General features: G+C 71.6%; 15 protein-coding genes. 7 read left to right on the top strand and 8 right to left on the bottom strand.

The window, feature by feature from the left end; genetic code table 11:
- Positions 1-41: 41 nt before the first annotated feature.
- Positions 42-656, bottom strand: coding sequence for an NADPH-dependent FMN reductase (locus ACIRJT_RS22695; RefSeq protein ID WP_403911783.1), 615 nt, complete (start codon positions 654-656; stop codon positions 42-44).
- A 95-nt stretch (positions 657-751) separates the two neighbouring features.
- Here ACIRJT_RS22695 and ACIRJT_RS22690 point away from each other — a divergent pair, with 95 nt between their 5' ends.
- From ACIRJT_RS22690 to ACIRJT_RS22675, 4 genes are all read left to right on the top strand, one after another.
- Positions 752-1,564, top strand: a complete 813-nt coding sequence (locus tag ACIRJT_RS22690; protein WP_403911781.1) for an aminotransferase class IV family protein — start codon at positions 752-754, stop codon at positions 1,562-1,564.
- 82 nt (positions 1,565-1,646) lie between these two features.
- Positions 1,647-2,126 carry a DUF5990 family protein gene (locus tag ACIRJT_RS22685; RefSeq protein WP_403911779.1) on the top strand — a complete coding sequence of 160 codons (480 nt, stop codon included), beginning with the start codon at positions 1,647-1,649 and terminating at the stop codon, positions 2,124-2,126.
- Between the two features lie 394 nt (positions 2,127-2,520).
- Positions 2,521-3,066 (top strand): hypothetical protein, encoded by a 546-nt coding sequence (locus ACIRJT_RS22680; RefSeq protein ID WP_403911777.1) that lies wholly within the window; start codon positions 2,521-2,523, stop codon positions 3,064-3,066.
- 82 nt (positions 3,067-3,148) lie between these two features.
- On the top strand, positions 3,149-3,781 hold the full coding sequence (locus ACIRJT_RS22675) for a class F sortase (RefSeq protein ID WP_402011446.1): 633 nt from the start codon (positions 3,149-3,151) through the stop codon (positions 3,779-3,781).
- Positions 3,782-3,799: 18 nt separating this feature from the next.
- On the opposite strand, the gene ACIRJT_RS22670 is transcribed toward ACIRJT_RS22675, so the two are convergent.
- Complete coding sequence (locus tag ACIRJT_RS22670; protein WP_403911774.1) at positions 3,800-4,588, bottom strand: TSUP family transporter; 789 nt, start codon at positions 4,586-4,588, stop codon at positions 3,800-3,802.
- Between the two features lie 177 nt (positions 4,589-4,765).
- Here ACIRJT_RS22670 and nirB point away from each other — a divergent pair, with 177 nt between their 5' ends.
- The 3 genes from nirB (at position 4,766) to ACIRJT_RS22655 (ending at position 9,047) form a co-directional block, all read left to right on the top strand.
- The gene (nirB, locus tag ACIRJT_RS22665) at positions 4,766-7,354 is read left to right on the top strand and encodes a nitrite reductase large subunit NirB (RefSeq protein ID WP_403911772.1); all 2,589 of its coding nucleotides are present in this window, start codon (positions 4,766-4,768) and stop codon (positions 7,352-7,354) included.
- A complete protein-coding gene (gene nirD, locus ACIRJT_RS22660; protein WP_403911771.1) occupies positions 7,354-7,713 on the top strand; it encodes a nitrite reductase small subunit NirD in 360 nt (119 codons plus the stop codon). The genes nirB and nirD overlap by 1 nt, the downstream gene beginning before the upstream one ends.
- Before the next feature lie 167 nt (positions 7,714-7,880).
- Entirely contained in the window at positions 7,881-9,047 is a 1,167-nt protein-coding gene (locus ACIRJT_RS22655) for an alkaline phosphatase PhoX (RefSeq protein WP_403911769.1), read from the top strand.
- Between the two features lie 57 nt (positions 9,048-9,104).
- Here the strand turns inward: ACIRJT_RS22655 and ACIRJT_RS22650 are convergent, their stop codons facing one another.
- The 6 genes from ACIRJT_RS22650 to ACIRJT_RS22625 all read right to left on the bottom strand — a co-directional run bounded on the left by ACIRJT_RS22650 (position 9,105) and on the right by ACIRJT_RS22625 (position 17,636).
- Positions 9,105-9,518: a VOC family protein gene (locus tag ACIRJT_RS22650; protein WP_403911767.1), complete on the bottom strand. Its 414-nt coding sequence runs from the start codon at positions 9,516-9,518 to the stop codon at positions 9,105-9,107.
- A 136-nt stretch (positions 9,519-9,654) separates the two neighbouring features.
- Positions 9,655-10,698 (bottom strand): ArsR/SmtB family transcription factor, encoded by a 1,044-nt coding sequence (locus ACIRJT_RS22645; RefSeq protein ID WP_403911765.1) that lies wholly within the window; start codon positions 10,696-10,698, stop codon positions 9,655-9,657.
- Positions 10,699-11,362: 664 nt separating this feature from the next.
- Positions 11,363-14,074, bottom strand: coding sequence for a pyruvate, phosphate dikinase (gene ppdK, locus ACIRJT_RS22640; protein WP_403911763.1), 2,712 nt, complete (start codon positions 14,072-14,074; stop codon positions 11,363-11,365).
- A 621-nt stretch (positions 14,075-14,695) separates the two neighbouring features.
- Positions 14,696-15,844, bottom strand: a complete 1,149-nt coding sequence (gene dusB, locus ACIRJT_RS22635; protein WP_403911762.1) for a tRNA dihydrouridine synthase DusB — start codon at positions 15,842-15,844, stop codon at positions 14,696-14,698.
- Between the two features lie 124 nt (positions 15,845-15,968).
- Positions 15,969-16,241, bottom strand: coding sequence for a hypothetical protein (locus ACIRJT_RS22630; RefSeq protein ID WP_403911761.1), 273 nt, complete (start codon positions 16,239-16,241; stop codon positions 15,969-15,971).
- Between the two features lie 138 nt (positions 16,242-16,379).
- Positions 16,380-17,636, bottom strand: a complete 1,257-nt coding sequence (locus ACIRJT_RS22625) for an arginine deiminase (protein WP_403911760.1) — start codon at positions 17,634-17,636, stop codon at positions 16,380-16,382.
- Positions 17,637-17,734: the final 98 nt, after the last annotated feature.

The raw sequence follows: 17,734 nt of genomic DNA, 5'->3' as shown, positions 1-17,734 counted from the left end.
TCGCCCGTGGGCCTTCGATGCGATTGTCGGCCCACGGCGGGTCAGGCGCCGTACGGACGGAGGTTTCGGGCGTCGCGCAGGGCGGTGCCCCACCACACCAGCTGGTCCAGCAGCGTCTTGGCCGCCGCGTCGGCGGGCTCCGGGTCCAGATGGCGTCCCTCGTCGTCGAAGAGAACGCCGGCGTTGTGGAAGGACACGGTGTCGCGGACGGTGACGGTGTGCAGTTCGGCGAAGACCTGCCGGAGCTGTTCGACGGCCCGCAGCCCGCCGGAGATGCCGCCGTAACTGACGAAGGCGACGGGCTTGGCCTGCCATTCCGCGCTGTGCCAGTCGATGAGCGTTTTGAGCGGTGCGGGAAACGAGTGGTTGTACTCGGGGGTGAGGACGACGAAGGCGTCGGCCGCCGCGAGCCGGGCGGAGACCGCGCCGAGCCTGGCCGCCTCCTCGGGCCCGGGCTTGAAGGTGATGGCGGTGGGGAGGCCGGCCTCGGCGACGTCGACCAGGTCGGTCTCGATGCCGGGGTGGCTCGCCGCACGGGCCAGGAACCAGTCGGCGACGACGGGGCCGAAGCGGCCGTCGCGGTTGCTGCCGAGGATGACGGCCACCTTGAGAGGGGCGGGCACGGTGGATGACGTGGATACGGCTGTGATGTCCATGGCGTCGACCTTTCCGCCTCAACCATGGTTGAGGTCAAGCGCGCCCGTCCGGAGCCTGCGGTTCCGGTCCCGGACGGCCCGCCTACGGTGGCCGCATGACGACGCACCGGCCGGACACGCCTTTGCCCCACATCGAGTTCGACGGCCGCCCGGCCACCGAGGAGGGTCTCCGGATCCCCGCGCTGTACGGCTACGGCCACTTCACCGCCATGCAGGTGCGGGAGGGCAGGGTGCGGGGCCTCGGACCGCATCTCGCCCGGCTGGACGCCGCGAACCAGGAGCTGTTCGACCTGCCCGTGGACGGCGACCGGGTGCGGGAGCTGATCCGGCACGCCCTGGGCGGGGCGGGGCTGCGGGACGCCTCGGTGCGGGTGAACGGCTACCTGCCGCCCGGCGCGACGCGCACGACGCTGATGGTGACGGTCCGGGAGCCCGCCGCCATGCCGGCCGGGCCGCGGAGCCTGATGTCGGTGCCGTACACGCGCACGGTCCCGCACATCAAACGGCCGGGCGAGTTCGGGCAGACGTACTACGGGATCCTGGCGGAGCGGGCGGGGTTCGACGAGGCGCTGCTGACCGCGCCGGGCGGAGTGGTGACGGAGGGCGCGATCACCAACATCGGTTTCTGGGACGGGAGTTCGGTGGTGTGGCCCGATGCTCCGGCGCTCATCGGCATCACGATGACCCTGCTGGAGCAGGGACTGGAGCGGGCCGGACGGCCGCCGGCTCGCCGCCCGGTGACGCTGGAGGGCCCGGACGGGGCGGGCCGGTATCCGGCCGCGTTCGTCTGCAACTCGCAGGGCATCGCGCCGGTGCGGCGGATCGACGACACCGCGTTCGCGGTCGACGAGGAGCTGATGCGGGAGCTGGACGCCGTGTACGACGGCGCTCCGCTGGACGCCGTGTGAGACTCCCCGCACGGGAGGGCGAGGCGACTCCCCGCACGGGAGGGCGGCGGCGCCCGCTCCCGCCGTGCCGGACCATGGGGGCATGCAGATCCATATCGAGGCATCGCCCCTCCCCGGCCGCGACTGCGGCCCGGACAGCGACTTCCCCGGGTACGCGAACATCCACGTCGGCGTCCAGCGCAAGGACCGGCCGGGCGAGCTGCTCGACCCGCACCCCGGCGACGCCCCCTCCGCCTCGTGGGTGCTCGACTGCACGGCCACCGCGACGGCGGACGGGATCGAGGTGTCGGGGCCGTACATCCAGAATCGACTGGGCGGGCGGTTCGTCTATCTGTCGTGGGGCACGGTGGACGACACCGGGGTCTTCACCATGTTCCGGCGCGCCAAGCTGATGTTCGACGACATCGACCCGGCCGTCCTCGAAGCCGCCGCGCGTTCCGGTCACCTCACCGGTCGGCTCGGGCTCACCGACGCCAAGGGACAACCGCTCTGCGCCCGGGTGCGTCCACCGCAGATCGCCTGGAGCGCCACGGACGGGACCGCCGCGGCGGACGGGACCTGAGGGGCCCGGGCCCCGGGAGCGGGAGCGCCCGGGGGCGGATGCGACACCGCCCCCTCCGGTCCAGGGGGGAGTGGACCGGAGGGGGCGGCGCCGTGGGGGGCGGGGGATCCGTCCCGTGGGGGGTGTCTTGCGTGTGCCCGGGGCCGACGAGGTCACACATGTGACCTGCGTCACATCTCGTGGCGCACCTCACCCGATCGGCACCTGGACCGGCAGCACGGACCGAACGGCCCAGCCGCACGGCCGCGACCTGCGGTGATCCATTCCGGCAAGGGTGCCGCGCCGGTCCGTACGGGTGAAAGCTGACTTTACGTCAGGAGGCGTGGCGGGCCCGGCCCCCGTTGGCTCGGGGACAGGACACACCCGCTCGCGCCGTCTGCCCGGAGGAATCCCCATGCGCAGTCCTGCCCGCCTCGTGACCGGCACCGTCGGTGCCGCGTTCACCGTCATCGCGTTCGGTCTCACCGCCGCCGCTCCGTCCGCGTACGCGGGCGAATTCGGCCGTCTGGAGATCACCCCGTCGACCGCGGCACCCGGTGCCACCGTCACCGTGAACACCACCGCCTGCGGCAAGAAGGGCTCGGGCATCGGCGACGCGAACTCCCTGGACGCCGGGGACTTCGAGGTGCGCCCCGGCACCCACAAGGAGGTCGTGGTCGGCAAGTTCACCGTGCCGCACGACACCCGGCCCGGCACCTACGAGATCATCGTCTCCTGCGACAACGGCAAGGAAGCGGTCGGCGATCTGGAGGTGATCGGCGGCGGCAAGCACGAGAAGCCCATCCACGACCGCCCGTCCGGCCATGTGCGGACCGGGGTCGGCGGCAGCGTCGAACCGGACTCCACGCAGGTCGCTCTCGGCGTCGGCGTGATCGGCCTGGCCGCCGTCGGCGGACTGTGGCTGCTGCGCCGCCGCACCGAGGGCGCCGAAGGAAGCTGAACCGCCGCTTCCCCCCTGACCGGGCGGGGCGCGTCCCCGAGCGCGCCCCGTCCGCCCCGGACCACCGACCGAGGACGACGCCGTGTCACCGAGCGCGCAGAAGGCCAAGGGCTGGCTGGTGGGCATCGCCGTGCTGTGCGGCATCTGGCTCATCCAGAACGGCCCCGGCGGCCAGCTGATCCCGCCGCAGCCCTCCAGCGCCCAGGCCTTCGCCGCCGGGCCCCAGCTCCAGCCCGGCTCCCCGGTCGCCGAGCCGCTGAACCCCTCCGAGCCGGTCCGCATCCGCATCCCGAGCATCGAGGTGGACGCACCGATGACGCGGCTGGGGCTGGCCGCCGACGGCAGCCTCGACGTGCCGCCGGACGAGGACCGCAACCTCGCGGGCTGGTACGCGGACGGCGTCCCGCCCGGCGCGCGGGGCACCGCGATCGTCGCGGGGCACGTGGACAACGCGGACGGCCCGTCCGTCTTCTACGCCCTGGGGGCCCTGACCAAGGGGACCGCGGTCGAGGTGGTCCGCGAGGACGGGCGCACGGCCGTGTTCTCGATCGACGCCATCGAGGTCTACGACAACGACGACTTCCCCGACCAGCGCGTCTACGGCGACTCCCCGCACGCCTCGCTCCGGCTGATCACCTGCGGCGGCGGCTTCTCGAAGGAGACCGGCTACCAGGGCAACGTGGTGGCGTACGCGCACCTCACCGAGGTGCGCTGAGACGACGGCCTGCGGCCGTCACGCGTTCCACTGGTCGAAGCCCAGCTTGGCGACCAGCGAGAAGACCACGGTCAGCAGCACCGCCCGGACGAAGCCGCTGCCCCGGCTCAGCGCCATCCGGGCCCCGATCATCCCGCCCGCCAGGTTGAACAGCGCCATCACGGCCGCGAGCTGCCACAGCACGGTGCCCTGGTACGCGAACATCGCCAGCGCCCCCGCGTTGGTGCACACGTTGACGATCTTCGCGGTGGCCGACGCGGTCACCAGGTCCAGGTGGAGCACGGCGCTCAGGGCCAGCACCAGGAAAGTGCCGGTGCCCGGCCCGAACAGCCCGTCGTAGAAGCCGATCCCGCCGCCTACCAGCACGATCGCCGTGACGATCCGGGCCCGGGTGACCGGCCGGTCCGTGCCCTCGCCCGTCGCCGTACCGAAGGACGGGCGCAGCAGCACGAAGGCCGCGACCCCCAGCAGCACGACCATGATCACCGGCCGGAGCACCTCACTGCTGATCCCGGCGGCGAAGAACGCCCCGGTCATCGACCCGGCGAGCGCCATCAGCCCGACCCGCACCGCCAGCCCCACCCGTACCGGCGCCTTGCGCAGGAAGGTGACGGCCGCGCCCGAGGTGCCCACGATCGCGACGGCCTTGTTGGTGCCGAGCACGTGGGCCGCCGGGACGTTGGGCAGGCCGAGCAGCAGCGCGGGCAGGAGCAGCAGTCCCCCGCCGCCCACCACCGCGTCGATCCAGCCCGCGGCGGCCGCGGCGAGGCAGAGGAGCACCAGCGTGGTCAGGGTTATGTCAGGCACGACCCGACATTAGACGCCTGTCGTTCCCTCCCTCCTCCCGGTCCACTTCCTGGCCCTCACAGGGCCCCGGCGCCGTCGCTGAGCGCAAGGTTCCGCCCGGGAAACAGGCGGGATGCGGCCGGGTAACACCTCCCGCCCACGCTCGGGGCACGAGGACAACCGACGGAGGTCACTGAGATGCCGGAGCCCACCCCCCCGAACGCCCTGGCGCACAGCGCCGTTCCGACGATCGTGGTCGTCGGGCACGGCATGGTCGCCCAGCGGTTCCTGGAGACCCTCGCCGACCACGGGCTGACCCCCGCGGCCGGCGCCGCCCGGGTCGTCGTGCTCTGCGAGGAGCCCCGGCCCGCCTACGACCGGGTGCGGCTCACCTCGTACTTCGACGGGCGGAGCCCCGAGGACCTCTCCCTGGTGGAGGCGGACTTCATGGAACGGCACGGCATCGAGCTGTACGTCGGCGACCCGGCGACGGGCGTCGACCGGGCGGGGCGGACGGTGACCGCGCGGTCCGGAGCGGTGTTCCCGTACGACACGCTGGTGCTGGCGACGGGCTCGTACCCCTTCGTGCCCCCGGTGCCGGGGAAGGACGCCCGGGGCTGCTTCGTGTACCGGACGATCGAGGACCTCCTCGCGATCGAGGAGTACGCGAAGGGCGCGGCCACCGGTGCGGTGGTGGGCGGCGGTCTGCTCGGACTGGAGGCGGCCGGGGCGCTGAAGGGGCTCGGGCTCGCCACCCACGTGGTGGAGTTCGCCCCGCGGCTGATGCCGGTCCAGGTGGACGAGGGCGGGGGCGCGGCGCTGCTGCGCACGATCGAGGACCTGGGCCTCGCGGTGCACACCGGGGTCGGTACACAGGAGGTCACCGCGGACGAGGACGGGGCGGTGACCGGTATGGCCCTCTCCGACGGTTCCTCGCTCGACGTCGACCTGGTGGTCTTCTCGGCGGGGGTGCGGCCCCGGGACCAGCTGGCCCGGGAGTGCGGTCTGGCCGTCGGGGAGCGTGGCGGGATCGTCGTGGACGAGGAGTGCCGGACCTCCGACCCGGCGGTGTTCGCGATCGGCGAGTGCGCTCTGGCCGCCGACGGCCGGGTCTACGGGCTGGTCGCGCCGGGCTACGAGATGGCCCAGGCGGCGGCCGAGGTGATCGCGGGCGGCCGGTCCGCGTTCACGGGGGCGGACCTGTCGACGAAGCTGAAGCTGCTCGGCGTGGACGTGGCCTCGTTCGGCGACGCGCACGGGAGCGCCGAGGGGGCGCTCGACGTCGTGTACTCCGACGCCCGGTCGGGGGTCTACAAGAAGCTGGTGATCGGGCCGGACGGGACGCTGCTGGGCGGGGTGCTGGTCGGGGACGCGGACCAGTACGGCACGCTGCGGCCGATGACGGGCACGGTGTTGCCGGTCGCCCCCGAGCAGTTGGTGCTGCCGGCCGGGGCGGGCGGCCCGGTGGCGCTCGGCCCCTCCGCGCTGCCGGACGAGGCGGTGATCTGCTCCTGTCACAACGTGACCAAGGGCGCGATCTGCGAGCACACCACGCTGCCCGAGGTGAAGAAGTGCACCAAGGCCGGTACGGGCTGCGGCAGTTGCCTGAAGGTGATCGGGCAGCTGATGCCGCCGCCGGCGGACGCGGGGCTGTGCGGCTGCTTCCCGTACAGCCGCAGCGAGCTGTACGAGATCGTCCGCACCCTGGAGGTCACCACCTTCGCCTCCCTGCTCGACTCGCACGGACGCGAGGAGGCGCGCGGCGGGGACGGCTGCGAGGTCTGCAAGCCGACGGTCGGCTCGGTCATCGCCTCGCTCGCGCCGACCGTGGGCGCGAGCGGCTATGTGCTGGACGGCGAGCAGGCGGCACTCCAGGACACCAACGACCACTTTCTGGCCAACCTCCAGCGCAACGGATCGTATTCGATCGTGCCCCGCATCCCCGGCGGTGAGATCACCCCGGAGAAGCTCATCGTCATCGGTGAGGTGGCCCGCGACTTCGGCCTCTACACGAAGATCACCGGCGGCCAGCGCATCGACCTCTTCGGCGCCCGGGTCGATCAGCTGCCGCTGATCTGGACCCGGCTGGTGGACGCGGGCTTCGAGTCCGGGCACGCGTACGGGAAGTCGCTGCGCACGGTGAAGTCCTGTGTGGGGCAGACCTGGTGCCGCTACGGCGTGCAGGACTCGGTGAGGATGGCGATCGACCTGGAGCTGCGCTACCGGGGCCTGCGCGCCCCGCACAAGCTGAAGTCGGCGGTCTCCGGGTGCGCCCGCGAGTGCGCGGAGGCCCGGGGCAAGGACTTCGGGATCATCGCCACCGCCCAGGGCTGGAATCTGTACGTGGGCGGCAACGGCGGGGCCACCCCGCGCCACGCGGACCTGCTGGCCCAGGACCTCTCCGACGCCGAACTGGTGCGGCTCATCGACCGGTTCCTGATGTTCTACATCCGCACCGCCGACCGCCTGGAGCGCACCTCCGCGTGGCTGGAGCGGATCGACGGCGGCCTGGACCACGTCCGGGACGTGGTCGTCCACGACTCGCTGGGACTCTGCGAGGAGCTGGAGCGGATGATGGCCGACCATGTCGCCGGATACCGCGACGAGTGGGCCGAGACCATCGACGACCCGGAGCGGCTGCGGCGCTTCGTCACTTTCGTCAACGCCCCCGACGCCCCCGACCCCTCGGTGAGGTTCGTGCCGGAGAGGGACCAGATCAAGCCGGACCTGGAACTGCTCGCGGGACCCGTGCTCGCCGTCCGCACCCTCGAAGGGACCGCATCCTGATGACCGCCGCGACGATCACGACAGCGCAGGACACCGGATGCGTCCGGCTCGCCCACGGGAAGGACTGGCTGACGGTCTGCGACCGGTCCCTGCTGACCCCCGGGCGGGGCGTGGCGGTGCTGCTGCCGGACGGGGACCAGGCGGCCGTCTTCATGGACCGGGGCGGCCGGGTGTACGCGATCGGCAACCGGGACCCGTTCACGGGGGCGTACGTCCTCTCGCGCGGCCTGCTCGGCTCGGCAGGGGGGCGGCCGTTCGTGGCCTCGCCGCTGCTGAAGCAGCGCTTCGACCTGGCGACGGGCGCGTGCCTGGACGACGAGGGGGCGGCGGTGCCGGTCTTCGCCGTACGGGCGGACTGACCGGCCGGCCGGGGGGTGCCGGGCCGCGGGAGACGCGGCCTGTGCAACTCCTCCGCCGCCCGTTCACCCGCGCTTGACGCTCCGTCAACTCCGCTCCCCTACAGTCCTGACGCGCGACCCGCCGGCCCGTCCGGAGCGGCGGGCCCACACTCATGCGTGGAGTGATCGTGGAACGTCGGACCTTCTTGCGCACCGCGGTGATCGGCAGCTCGGCGGCGGCCTTCGGCGGCACGCTGTGGCGGGGCGCCGCCTTCGCCGACCCGGCCCAGCCGGCCCCCGGCCCGTACGGCGCGCTCCAGTCGGCCAACGGCAACGGAATCCAACTGCCCAGCGGCTTCACCAGCCGCATCATCGCCCGATCCGGGCAGACCGTGCCCGGCACCTCCTACCGCTGGCACAGCGCGCCCGACGGCGGGGCGACCTACGCCGACGGCTCGGGCTGGATCTACGTCTCCAACGCCGAGGTGTCCCCGAGCAGCGGGGGCGGGGCGAGCGCGGTGAGGTTCGACTCCTCGGGGACGGTGACGTCCGCCTACCGGATCCTGGCGGACACGAACAACAACTGCGCGGGCGGCGCCACCCCGTGGAAGACCTGGCTGTCCTGCGAGGAGGTCACCCGCGGGTACGTCTACGAGACCGACCCCTGGGGCGTGAACGCGGCGGTGCGGCGTCCCGCGATGGGCCGCTTCAAGCACGAGGCCGCCGCCGCCGACCCGGACCACGGGTACGTCTACCTCACCGAGGACGAGAGCGACGGCCGCTTCTACCGCTTCCGGCCCACCACCTGGGGGAATCTTTCGAGCGGCACCCTCCAGGTGCTGGTCGCGGGCACGGCCACCTCCACTCCGGTCACCTGGGCGAACGTGCCGGACCCGGCCGCCTCCTCCACCCAGACGCGGCACCAGGTGTCCGGCGCGAAGGTGTTCAACGGCGGTGAGGGCTGCTTCTACGCGGCGGGCACCTGCTGGTTCACCACCAAGGGCGACAACCGGGTGTGGGCGTACGACGCGAACGCCTCGTCGATCTCGCTCGCCTACGACGACTCGCTGGTGACGGGCGGCTCGGCCCCGCTGACCGGGGTGGACAACGTCACGCGGTCCGGGTCCGGGGACCTCTACATCGCGGAGGACGGCGGGAACATGGAGATCTGCCTGATCACGCCGGACGACACGGTGGCCCCGTTCCTGCGGATCACCGGCCAGTCCGGTTCGGAGATCACCGGGCCCGCGTTCTCGCCGGACGGCGGGCGGCTCTACTTCTCCTCGCAGCGCGGGACGAGCGGAAGCTCGTCCGGGGGCATCACGTATGAGGTGAAGGGGCCCTTCCGCGGCTGACGCGGACGCCCCACGTGCGCCGGCGCCCGTCCGCCGGCCCGGCGCACGTCCCGCGGCTCAGCCCTGGTCCCCGGCGGCGGCGGCCGGGTCCATCCAGATGACCTCCCAGATGTGGTGGTCGGGGTCCTGGAAGGAGCGGCCGTACATGAAGCCGAGGTCCTGCGTCTCGCCCGCCGGGGATCCGCCGGAGGCCAGGGCGGCGTCCGCCAGCCGGTCGACCTCCTCGCGGCTGTCGCAGCTCAGGGCCAGGATGACCTCGGTGGTCTTCGAGGCGTCGGCGACATCCTTCTTGGTGAAGTCCTTGAAGCGCGGTTCCGTCATCAGCATGGCGAAGATGGTGTCGCTGATGACCAGACAGGCCGTCCTGTCGTCGCTGAACGCCGGATTGAAGCCGTAGCCGAGCTTCTCGAAGAAGCCCTTGGTGGTCTCCAGGTCCTTCACCGGCAGGTTCACGAAGATCATCTGAGCCATGGTCGTCTCCTCTTCCTCTGTCCCGTGGCGCCCGCGGTGGTCCGTCCGGCGCTTTCGATGGTTAGACGGCGGGGCCGCACAGAACTCATCGCCGTCCCGCGGACGGATCTTCGCGGCGCTCCGGGAGCGGGACCGCTCAGGGCAGGGCGAGCGGGGCGCCGCCGCGCAGCAGGGAGCCGCCGAGCGGGGTCAGCGTGTGCAGGACCGAGCTGCCGTGCCGCAGCGTCAGGACCAGGCCCGCCTCGCGCAGCACGGAGGCGTGCTGGCTCGCGGAGGCCAGCGACACCCCGGCCCGGCGGGCGAGTTCGCTGGTGGTGCAGCCGTCGCCGATGGAGGAGAGGACGGCCGAGCGGGTGTGTCCGACGAGTCGGCCGAGCCAGGGCCCCGGCTCGGCGAAGACCGGGGCTCCGGGGTTGGCCACCGGGTAGACGAGCACCGGCGGGAGCGACGGGTCGCGGTAGACCACGGGTGTGCCCCGGCAGAAGAAGGACGGCTGGAGCAGCAGTCCGCGCCCGTCCAGGTGCAGATCGCGGTCGAACGGGTAGTCCGCCTCCAGCACGGGCGAACGCCAGCGGATCATCGGCGGCAGGGCGGCCAGGAGCCCGTCCGCCCCGCCGTCCAGCAGAGCCCGGCCGCGCAGGGCCCGGTCCGCCTCGACACTGGCCCGGATGTGCGGCCAGTAGGGCTCCACGGCCGCGTGGTGGTAGCTGCGGAGGGCCCCGATGAGCCGGGCGAGCGGCTCGGCACGGCCCTCCATGAGCACAGCGGGCAGCGTCGCGCTCGCTCGTCCCGCCCCGGGGTCCCGTTGACGCGGGCCGGCGGACAGGCCGGCCCGCTGGCGTATCCGGCCGGCGGCCAGCAGCTCCAGCTCCGCGTGGACGCGGTCGGCGGGCGTGTCGCGCAGCGCCTCCATTCCGACGTCGAGCCCGAAAGGCTCGGCGCCCTCCTGGGAGGGTGTCAGAAAATCCGGGAAATAGCCCCGGGGCGGGACGACCGCCGCCAGCAACTGTGCTTCACCATTCAACCGCGCCCGGGATTCCGAACGCCATTTCCCGAACACCGTCGAAGCACGCCGGTCCCTGATCCGGTGAAAACTGAGAATGGTTTCCCACAGCGCGTCCGGCCTCGTGGCCATCCGCACCCGCGAAAGGTCCAGCCTGGACACATGGATACGCAGCACCGCTCCCCCACCTGTTGCATCCGCAATTGCCCCCACCGAAGGGTATGCGGACCGTCACAGGAGGTCACCACGGGGTTTCGGCCAGAAGTGAAAGGTCTCGCCCCGTTCCGCTCCACCCGAAAAGCTGTACGACGTCGGGTACGCATCCGGTGTCCACCGGATGAGCACGTGAAGGCCGTGGGGGGCTTTGTGTGTTCGGCGGCGGTGGGCGACGGTGCGGCTCCGTACCCGACGGGGGTAAGCCGGGTGCGGTCCATGGGTGGGGATCCATGGACCGCACCCCGGTCCCCGACCGGTCACCCGAATTTCTTTGCGCCTTAAACGAAGCAATGTGCTCTGCGCCACATTCTTCGCGCGGCATTCGGTGCGCGCTTCTGACGACTTCCCCGTATCGCCCGCCATTTCCGCACACGCCACTCCCGTACGGAACCGCCACGGGCGGCACAGGGCGAAGCGGCGGCACCCCCGCACAGGGTGCCGCCGCTTCTCGGTGTTCCGGGGCCGCCGCCGGGCCGATGAGCCGGTGAGGGCCGGACTCGGCTTCGGGGGCGGCCCCGGAGGATCGGGCCGTCCATGCGGCCCTGGTCGGTGGGCAGGGCTGTTCGTGCAGCCCTGCCCATGAGGTCGGAGGCTGTTCGTGCAGCCACCGACCGGTGAGTCCGGGTCAGCGGCTGTCACTGCCCCGGGACTCGGCTGCGGCCCGGCCCGCCTCCAGGCGGGCTACGGGGATGCGGAACGGCGAGCAGGAGACGTAGTCCAGGCCCACCTCGTGGAAGAAGTGCACCGACTCCGGGTCTCCGCCGTGCTCGCCGCAGACGCCGAGCTTGAGGTCCGGGCGGGTGGCCCGGCCGGCCTCGACGGCGCTGCGGACCAGCGCGCCGACGCCGTCCTTGTCGATCGTCTCGAACGGGGAGACCCCGAAGATGCCCTTCTCCAGGTACGCGGTGAAGAACGAGGCCTCCACGTCGTCGCGGGAGAAGCCCCACACCGTCTGGGTCAGGTCGTTCGTGCCGAAGGAGAAGAACTGCGCGGCCTCGGCGATCTGGCCCGCCGTCAGCGCGGCGCGCGGCAGCTCGATCATGGTGCCGATGGTCAGCTTGAGGTCGGTGCCGGTGGCCGCCTGCACCTCGGCGATGACCCGGTCGGCCTCCTCGCGGACGATCTCCAGCTCCTGGACCGTGCCGACGAGCGGAATCATGATCTCGGCGCGCGGGTCGCCCTTGGCGTTCTTGCGCTGGGCGGCGGCCTCGGCGATGGCCCGCACCTGCATCGCGAACAGGCCGGGGATGACGAGGCCGAGGCGCACCCCGCGCAGCCCCAGCATCGGGTTCTGCTCGTGCAGCTTGTGCACGGCCTGGAGCAGGCGCAGGTCGTTCTCGTTGGCGTCCTTGCGGGACTCGGCGAGCGCGACGCGGACCGACAGTTCGGTGATGTCGGGGAGGAACTCGTGCAGCGGCGGGTCGAGGAGGCGGACGGTGACGGGCAGGCCGTCCATCGACTCGAACAGCTCGATGAAGTCGGCCTTCTGGAGCGGGAGAAGAGCGGCCAGCGCGGTCTCGCGCTCGTCGTCGGTGTCCGCGAGGATCAGCTTCTCGACCATCTCGCGGCGCTCGCCGAGGAACATGTGCTCGGTGCGGCACAGGCCGATGCCCTGGGCGCCGAAGCGGCGGGCGCGCAGGGCGTCCTCGGCGTTGTCGGCGTTGGCCCGCACGCGCAGCCGGCGCACCCGGTCCGCGTACGCCATGATCCGGTGCACGGCGGCGACCAGTTCGTCGGCGTCGTCGGCCCCGGCGTGCATCCTGCCCTCGAAGTACTCGACGACCGGGGACGGTACGACGGGTACCTCGCCCAGGTAGACCTTGCCGGTGGAGCCGTCGATGGAGACGAGGTCGCCCTCCTCGATCACCCGGCCGCCGACCGTCATCCGGCGTCGCTTGGTGTCGACCTCCAGGTCCTCGGCGCCGCAGACACAGGTCTTGCCCATGCCGCGCGCCACGACCGCCGCGTGCGAGGTCTTGCCGCCGCGCGAGGTCAGGATGCCCTCGGCGGCGATCATGCCTTCGAGGTCGTCGGGGTTGGTCTCGCGACGGATCAGGATGACCTTCTCGCCGGAGCGGGACCACTTGATCGCGGTGTACGAGTCGAAGACGGCCTTGCCGACGGCGGCGCCCGGGGACGCGGCGATGCCCCGGCCGAGCAGTTCGGTCTTCGCCTCGTCGTCGAAGCGCGGGAACATCAGCTGGGCGAGCTGGGCGCCGTTGACGCGCTGGAGGGCCTCGGCCTCATCGATCAGGCCCTGGTCCACGAGCTGGGTGGCGATCCGGAAGGCGGCGCCGGCGGTGCGCTTGCCGACCCGGGTCTGGAGCATCCAGAGCTGGCCGCGCTCGATGGTGAACTCGATGTCGCAGAGATCCTTGTAGTGGTTCTCCAGGGTCTCCATGATCTGCATGAGCTGGTCGTACGACTTCTTGTCGATCGACTCCAGGTCGGCGAGCGGCACCGTGTTGCGGATGCCGGCGACGACGTCCTCGCCCTGCGCGTTCTGGAGGTAGTCGCCGTAGACGCCCTGGTGGCCGCTGGCCGGGTCGCGGGTGAAGGCGACGCCCGTGCCGGAGTCGGGGCCCAGGTTGCCGAAGACCATCGAACAGACGTTGACGGCCGTGCCGAGGTCGCCGGGGATGCGCTCCTGGCGGCGGTAGAGCTTGGCCCGGTCGGTGTTCCACGAGTCGAAGACCGCGTTTATGGCCAGGTCCATCTGCTCGCGGGCGTCCTGCGGGAACGCGCGTCCGGCCTCGGACTCGACGATCTTCTTGAACTGCTTGACGAGCTTCTTGAGGTCGGCCGCGGCCAGGTCGGTGTCGACCGTGACCTTCTTGGCCGCCTTGGCGTCCTCCAGCGCCTCCTCGAAGAGGTCGCCGTCGACCCCGAGGACGGTCTTGCCGAACATCTGGATGAGCCGGCGGTAGGAGTCCCAGGCGAAGCGCTCGTCGCCGGACTGGGTGGCGAGACCGACCACCGAGGCGTCGGAGAGGCCGATGTTCAGGACCGTGTCCATCATGCCCGGCATGGAGAACTTGGCGCCGGAGCGGACGGAGACCAGCAGCGGGTCGTCGGCCTGGCCGAGCCGCTTGCCCATGCGCTCTTCCAGCGCCGTGAGGTGCGCACTCACCTCGTCGCGCAGCGCGGTCGGCGCGTCGCCGCTGTCCAGGTAGACCTTGCAGGCCTCGGTGGTGATCGTGAAGCCCGGAGGGACGGGCAACCCGAGGTTGGTCATCTCGGCGAGGTTGGCGCCCTTGCCGCCCAGAAGATCCTTCAGATCCTTGTTGCCCTCGGTGAAGTCGTAGACGAACTTCTGGGGATCTTTGTTTTCCGACACGGGTCTCGACTCCTCGAGGACGCGGTGGCTGCCCTGACGGCGAGGAACATACCCAGATCGAAGGTGGATGGGTACGTCCACTTGGTCGTCATACGGCCGCAACCACCCGTCCGCCAGCAGATCGAAAGGCTCGCCCGGCCGAGGCACCTGACGTTCCGCCTTCACCTCCCGAATGCGACATGGCCGAAACTTGACCGTTTCCGCTCACCTGAGCGCACGACTCACCATGTGAGTTCAGTTCTTGAATCCAGCTAAGTGGCACTGAGTGCCACGTCTTCCAGAAGTGCAGCCAGATCGAAAACGCTCATCTGAGCGCAACCCCGATCAAGGGTGGCGTGAATCACGCTCGTTTCGGACCTCGGATTTCAGGATCCGGACGCCTCGGGCAGTCGCTGAGCACCCCGGGGGCGGCCTCTTCCAGGCTACGGGCGACGGTCCGCCCCCGCGCGGGCTCCGACGCCGAACCGGATCCCCGGACACGCCGCCACGCCACGCCGCGCCGGACGTGGGCAGGAAGGCATGAGGGCATGAAGGGGCGAGGGGGTGAGGTCTTGCGCGGTGAGGTCTTGTGCGGGGAGGTCTTGTGCGGGGAGGTCTTGTGCGGGGAGGGCCGGTACGGGATCAGCCGCCGGAGGTGTCCAGCTCCGCGTCGGCGCTGACGCCCGCGCAGTCGTACGGGTCCTTCAGCCAACCGTCCGGCAGGACGACCCGGTTGTTGCCCGAGGTGCGGCCGCGGGGCCCGTCGGCGCCGTCCGGCCAGGGCTGATCGAGGTCCAGCTCGTGCAGCTGGCCGCTCAGCTCCTCCAGCGACGAGGTGACCGCCAGCTTCTTGCGCATCTCGGAGCCGACCGCGAAGCCCTTGAGATACCAGGCCACGTGCTTGCGGAAGTCGATCACGCCGCGGGCCTCGTCGCCGATCCACTCCCCCAGCAGCGTCGCGTGGCGCACCATGACGTCCGCGACCTCGCGCAGGGCGGGCGCGTGCCGGGCCTCGCGGCCCTCCATGGCGCTCACCAGGTCGGCGAAGAGCCAGGGCCGCCCCAGGCAGCCGCGCCCGACGACGACACCGTCGCAGCCGGTCTCCCGCATCATCCGCAGGGCGTCGTCCGCGCACCAGATGTCGCCGTTGCCGAGCACGGGGATCTCCGGCACGTGCTCCTTGAGCCGGGCGATGGCGTCCCAGTCGGCGGTGCCGCCGTAGTGCTGGGCGGTGGTGCGCCCGTGCAGGGCGACGGCGGTGACGCCCTCCTCGACGGCGATGCGGCCGGCGTCGAGGAAGGTGAGGTGGTCGTCGTCGATGCCCTTGCGCATCTTGATGGTGACCGGGAGGCCCCCGGCGCCCGACACGGCTTCCCTGAGGATGGCCCGCAGCAGGGGCCGCTTGTACGGGAGCGCGGAGCCGCCGCCCTTGCGCGTGACCTTGGGGACCGGGCAGCCGAAGTTCAGGTCGATGTGGTCGGCCAGATCCTCGTCGACGATCATCCGGACCGCCTTGCCGACGGTGACCGGGTCCACTCCGTACAGCTGGATCGAGCGCGGGGTCTCGGTCGCGTCGAAGTGGATGAGCTGCATGGTCTTCTCGTTGCGCTCGACCAGCGCCCGCGTGGTGATCATCTCGCTGACGAACAGCCCCTTGCCGCCTGAGAACTCCCGGCACAGCGTCCGGAACGGGGCGTTGGTGATGCCGGCCATCGGGGCCAGCACGACCGGCGGCCGCACGATGTGCGGTCCGATGCGGAGCTGCGGGAGGGCGGGGGCGAGCGTGGTCATGGCTCCATTGTCGCGTACGCCGGAGGGGTGACCGCCTCGGCGGGGTGAGTCCGTCGGGCGCCGGGCACACACCGGGAGCCCGGGGCGGGGCCCGCCCCGGGCTCGTCGACATCGCTCGGCTCGCTCACATACTGGCGAAGATGGCGCCGAGGACCATTCCGCCGACCAGTCCGACGGCACTGACCACGATGGCGACCGTGGCGAGCCGCTCGTGCCGCACGGCCTTGGCGATGATGGCCATGACCAGACCGCCCAGGGCGAAGACGATCGGCAGGAAGATCAGCCCGATCACGCCCAGGACCATCGCGATGATGCTGAAGACGTTGCCTTCGGCGCCTCCCCGCTGCGCACCGTGGTGCCCCTGCCCGGTCGGCTGGTCGCCGTACTGCGTAGCCATCTGTCGCTCCTTCGGGACGGTCGCGCCGGAATCCGGTCCCGAGGCGGACCGGCCTGTCGATCGTGTGCCCCGAAGTCCTTTGCCTACACGGCCAATTGGCCAAGCGCGAGGTGACGGCGACGTACGGTGGTCCCTGGGTCAGAACGTCACCGCGTCGCGGATCAGCGGACACGTCATGCAGTGCCCGCCGCCCCTGCCCCGGCCCAGCTCCGCCCCGACGATGGTGATGACCTCCACACCGGCCCGGCGCAGCAGCGCGTTCGTCTGGGTGTTGCGGTCGTAGGTGAAGACCACGCCGGGCTCCAGCGCCACCGCGTTGTTGCCGCTGTCCCACTGCTGGCGCTCCGAGGCGTAGACGTCGCCGCCCGTCTCGATCACCCTCAGCCGGGACAGGCCCAGGGCGCGGGCCACGACCTCGGTGAACGGGGTGCCGCCCTCATCGGTGATCTCGATGCCGGGTGCCAGGTCGGACGGCCGCAGCGAGAAGGCGCGGACGCCGTCCATGATGCGCGGGTACAGCGTGACGATGTCCCGGTCCGCGAAGGTGAACACCGTGTCCAGGTGCATCGCCGAGCGCAGCTTCGGCATCCCGGCGACGATCACGTGCTCGGCCGCGCCCTGCTCGAACAGCGCGGCCGCGACCTGCGTGACGGCCTGGCGGGAGGTCCGTTCGCTCATGCCCATGAGGACGACGCCGTTGCCGACGGGCATGATGTCCCCGCCCTCGAACGTGGCCTGGCCCCAGTCCTTCTCGGGGTCGCCCCACCAGACGGTGCTGCCCCGGAAGTCGGGGTGGAAGGTGTAGATCGCCTTCATCAGCAGGGTCTCGTCACGCCGGGCGGACCAGTAGAGCGGGTTCAGCGTCACTCCGCCGTACAGCCAGCAGGTGGTGTCACGGGTGTACAGGGTGTTGGGCAGCGGCGGCATCAGGTACTCCCGCGCCCCGGCCCCCTCGCGGGCGAGCGCCACGTACCCCGAGCGGAACGCGTCGGGGAGGTCGGCGGTGGCGAGGCCGCCGATCAGGTACTCCGCGAGTTGCCGCGGGGTCAGGGTCTCCAGGAAGGCGCGGGTGTCGTCGATCAGGCCGAGGCCCACCTCGTTGGCGGTGATCTTCCGGTCCAGGAGCCACGCCCGGGCCTCGGGCACGGCCACCGTGGCGGCGAGCAGATCGTGCAGTTCGACGACCTCCACGCCGCGCGCGGTGAGCTGGGCGACGAAGTCGGCGTGGTCGCGCTGGGCGTTCTCCACCCACATCACGTCGTCGAAGAGCAGGTCGCCGGAGTTGGTCGGGGTCAGCCGGCGGTGGGCCAGTCCGGGGGCGCAGACCAGGACCTTGCGCAGACGTCCCACCTCGGAGTGGACGCCGAGGGCGGAAGCGGGGGCGGTGCTGTTCACGGGGGGCCTTTCACTCGGTGACGGAGGAGGGTGCGGGGTCGCTCGGCGACGACGGCGGTGAACGGACGGGGGTTTTCAGAGGCGCACGGGGTCGCTCG

This window comes from Streptomyces sp. NPDC102283 (genome assembly GCF_044766265.1).
Classification (GTDB): Bacteria; Actinomycetota; Actinomycetes; order Streptomycetales; family Streptomycetaceae; genus Streptomyces.
This window is presented reverse-complemented; position numbering and strand designations above follow the sequence as displayed.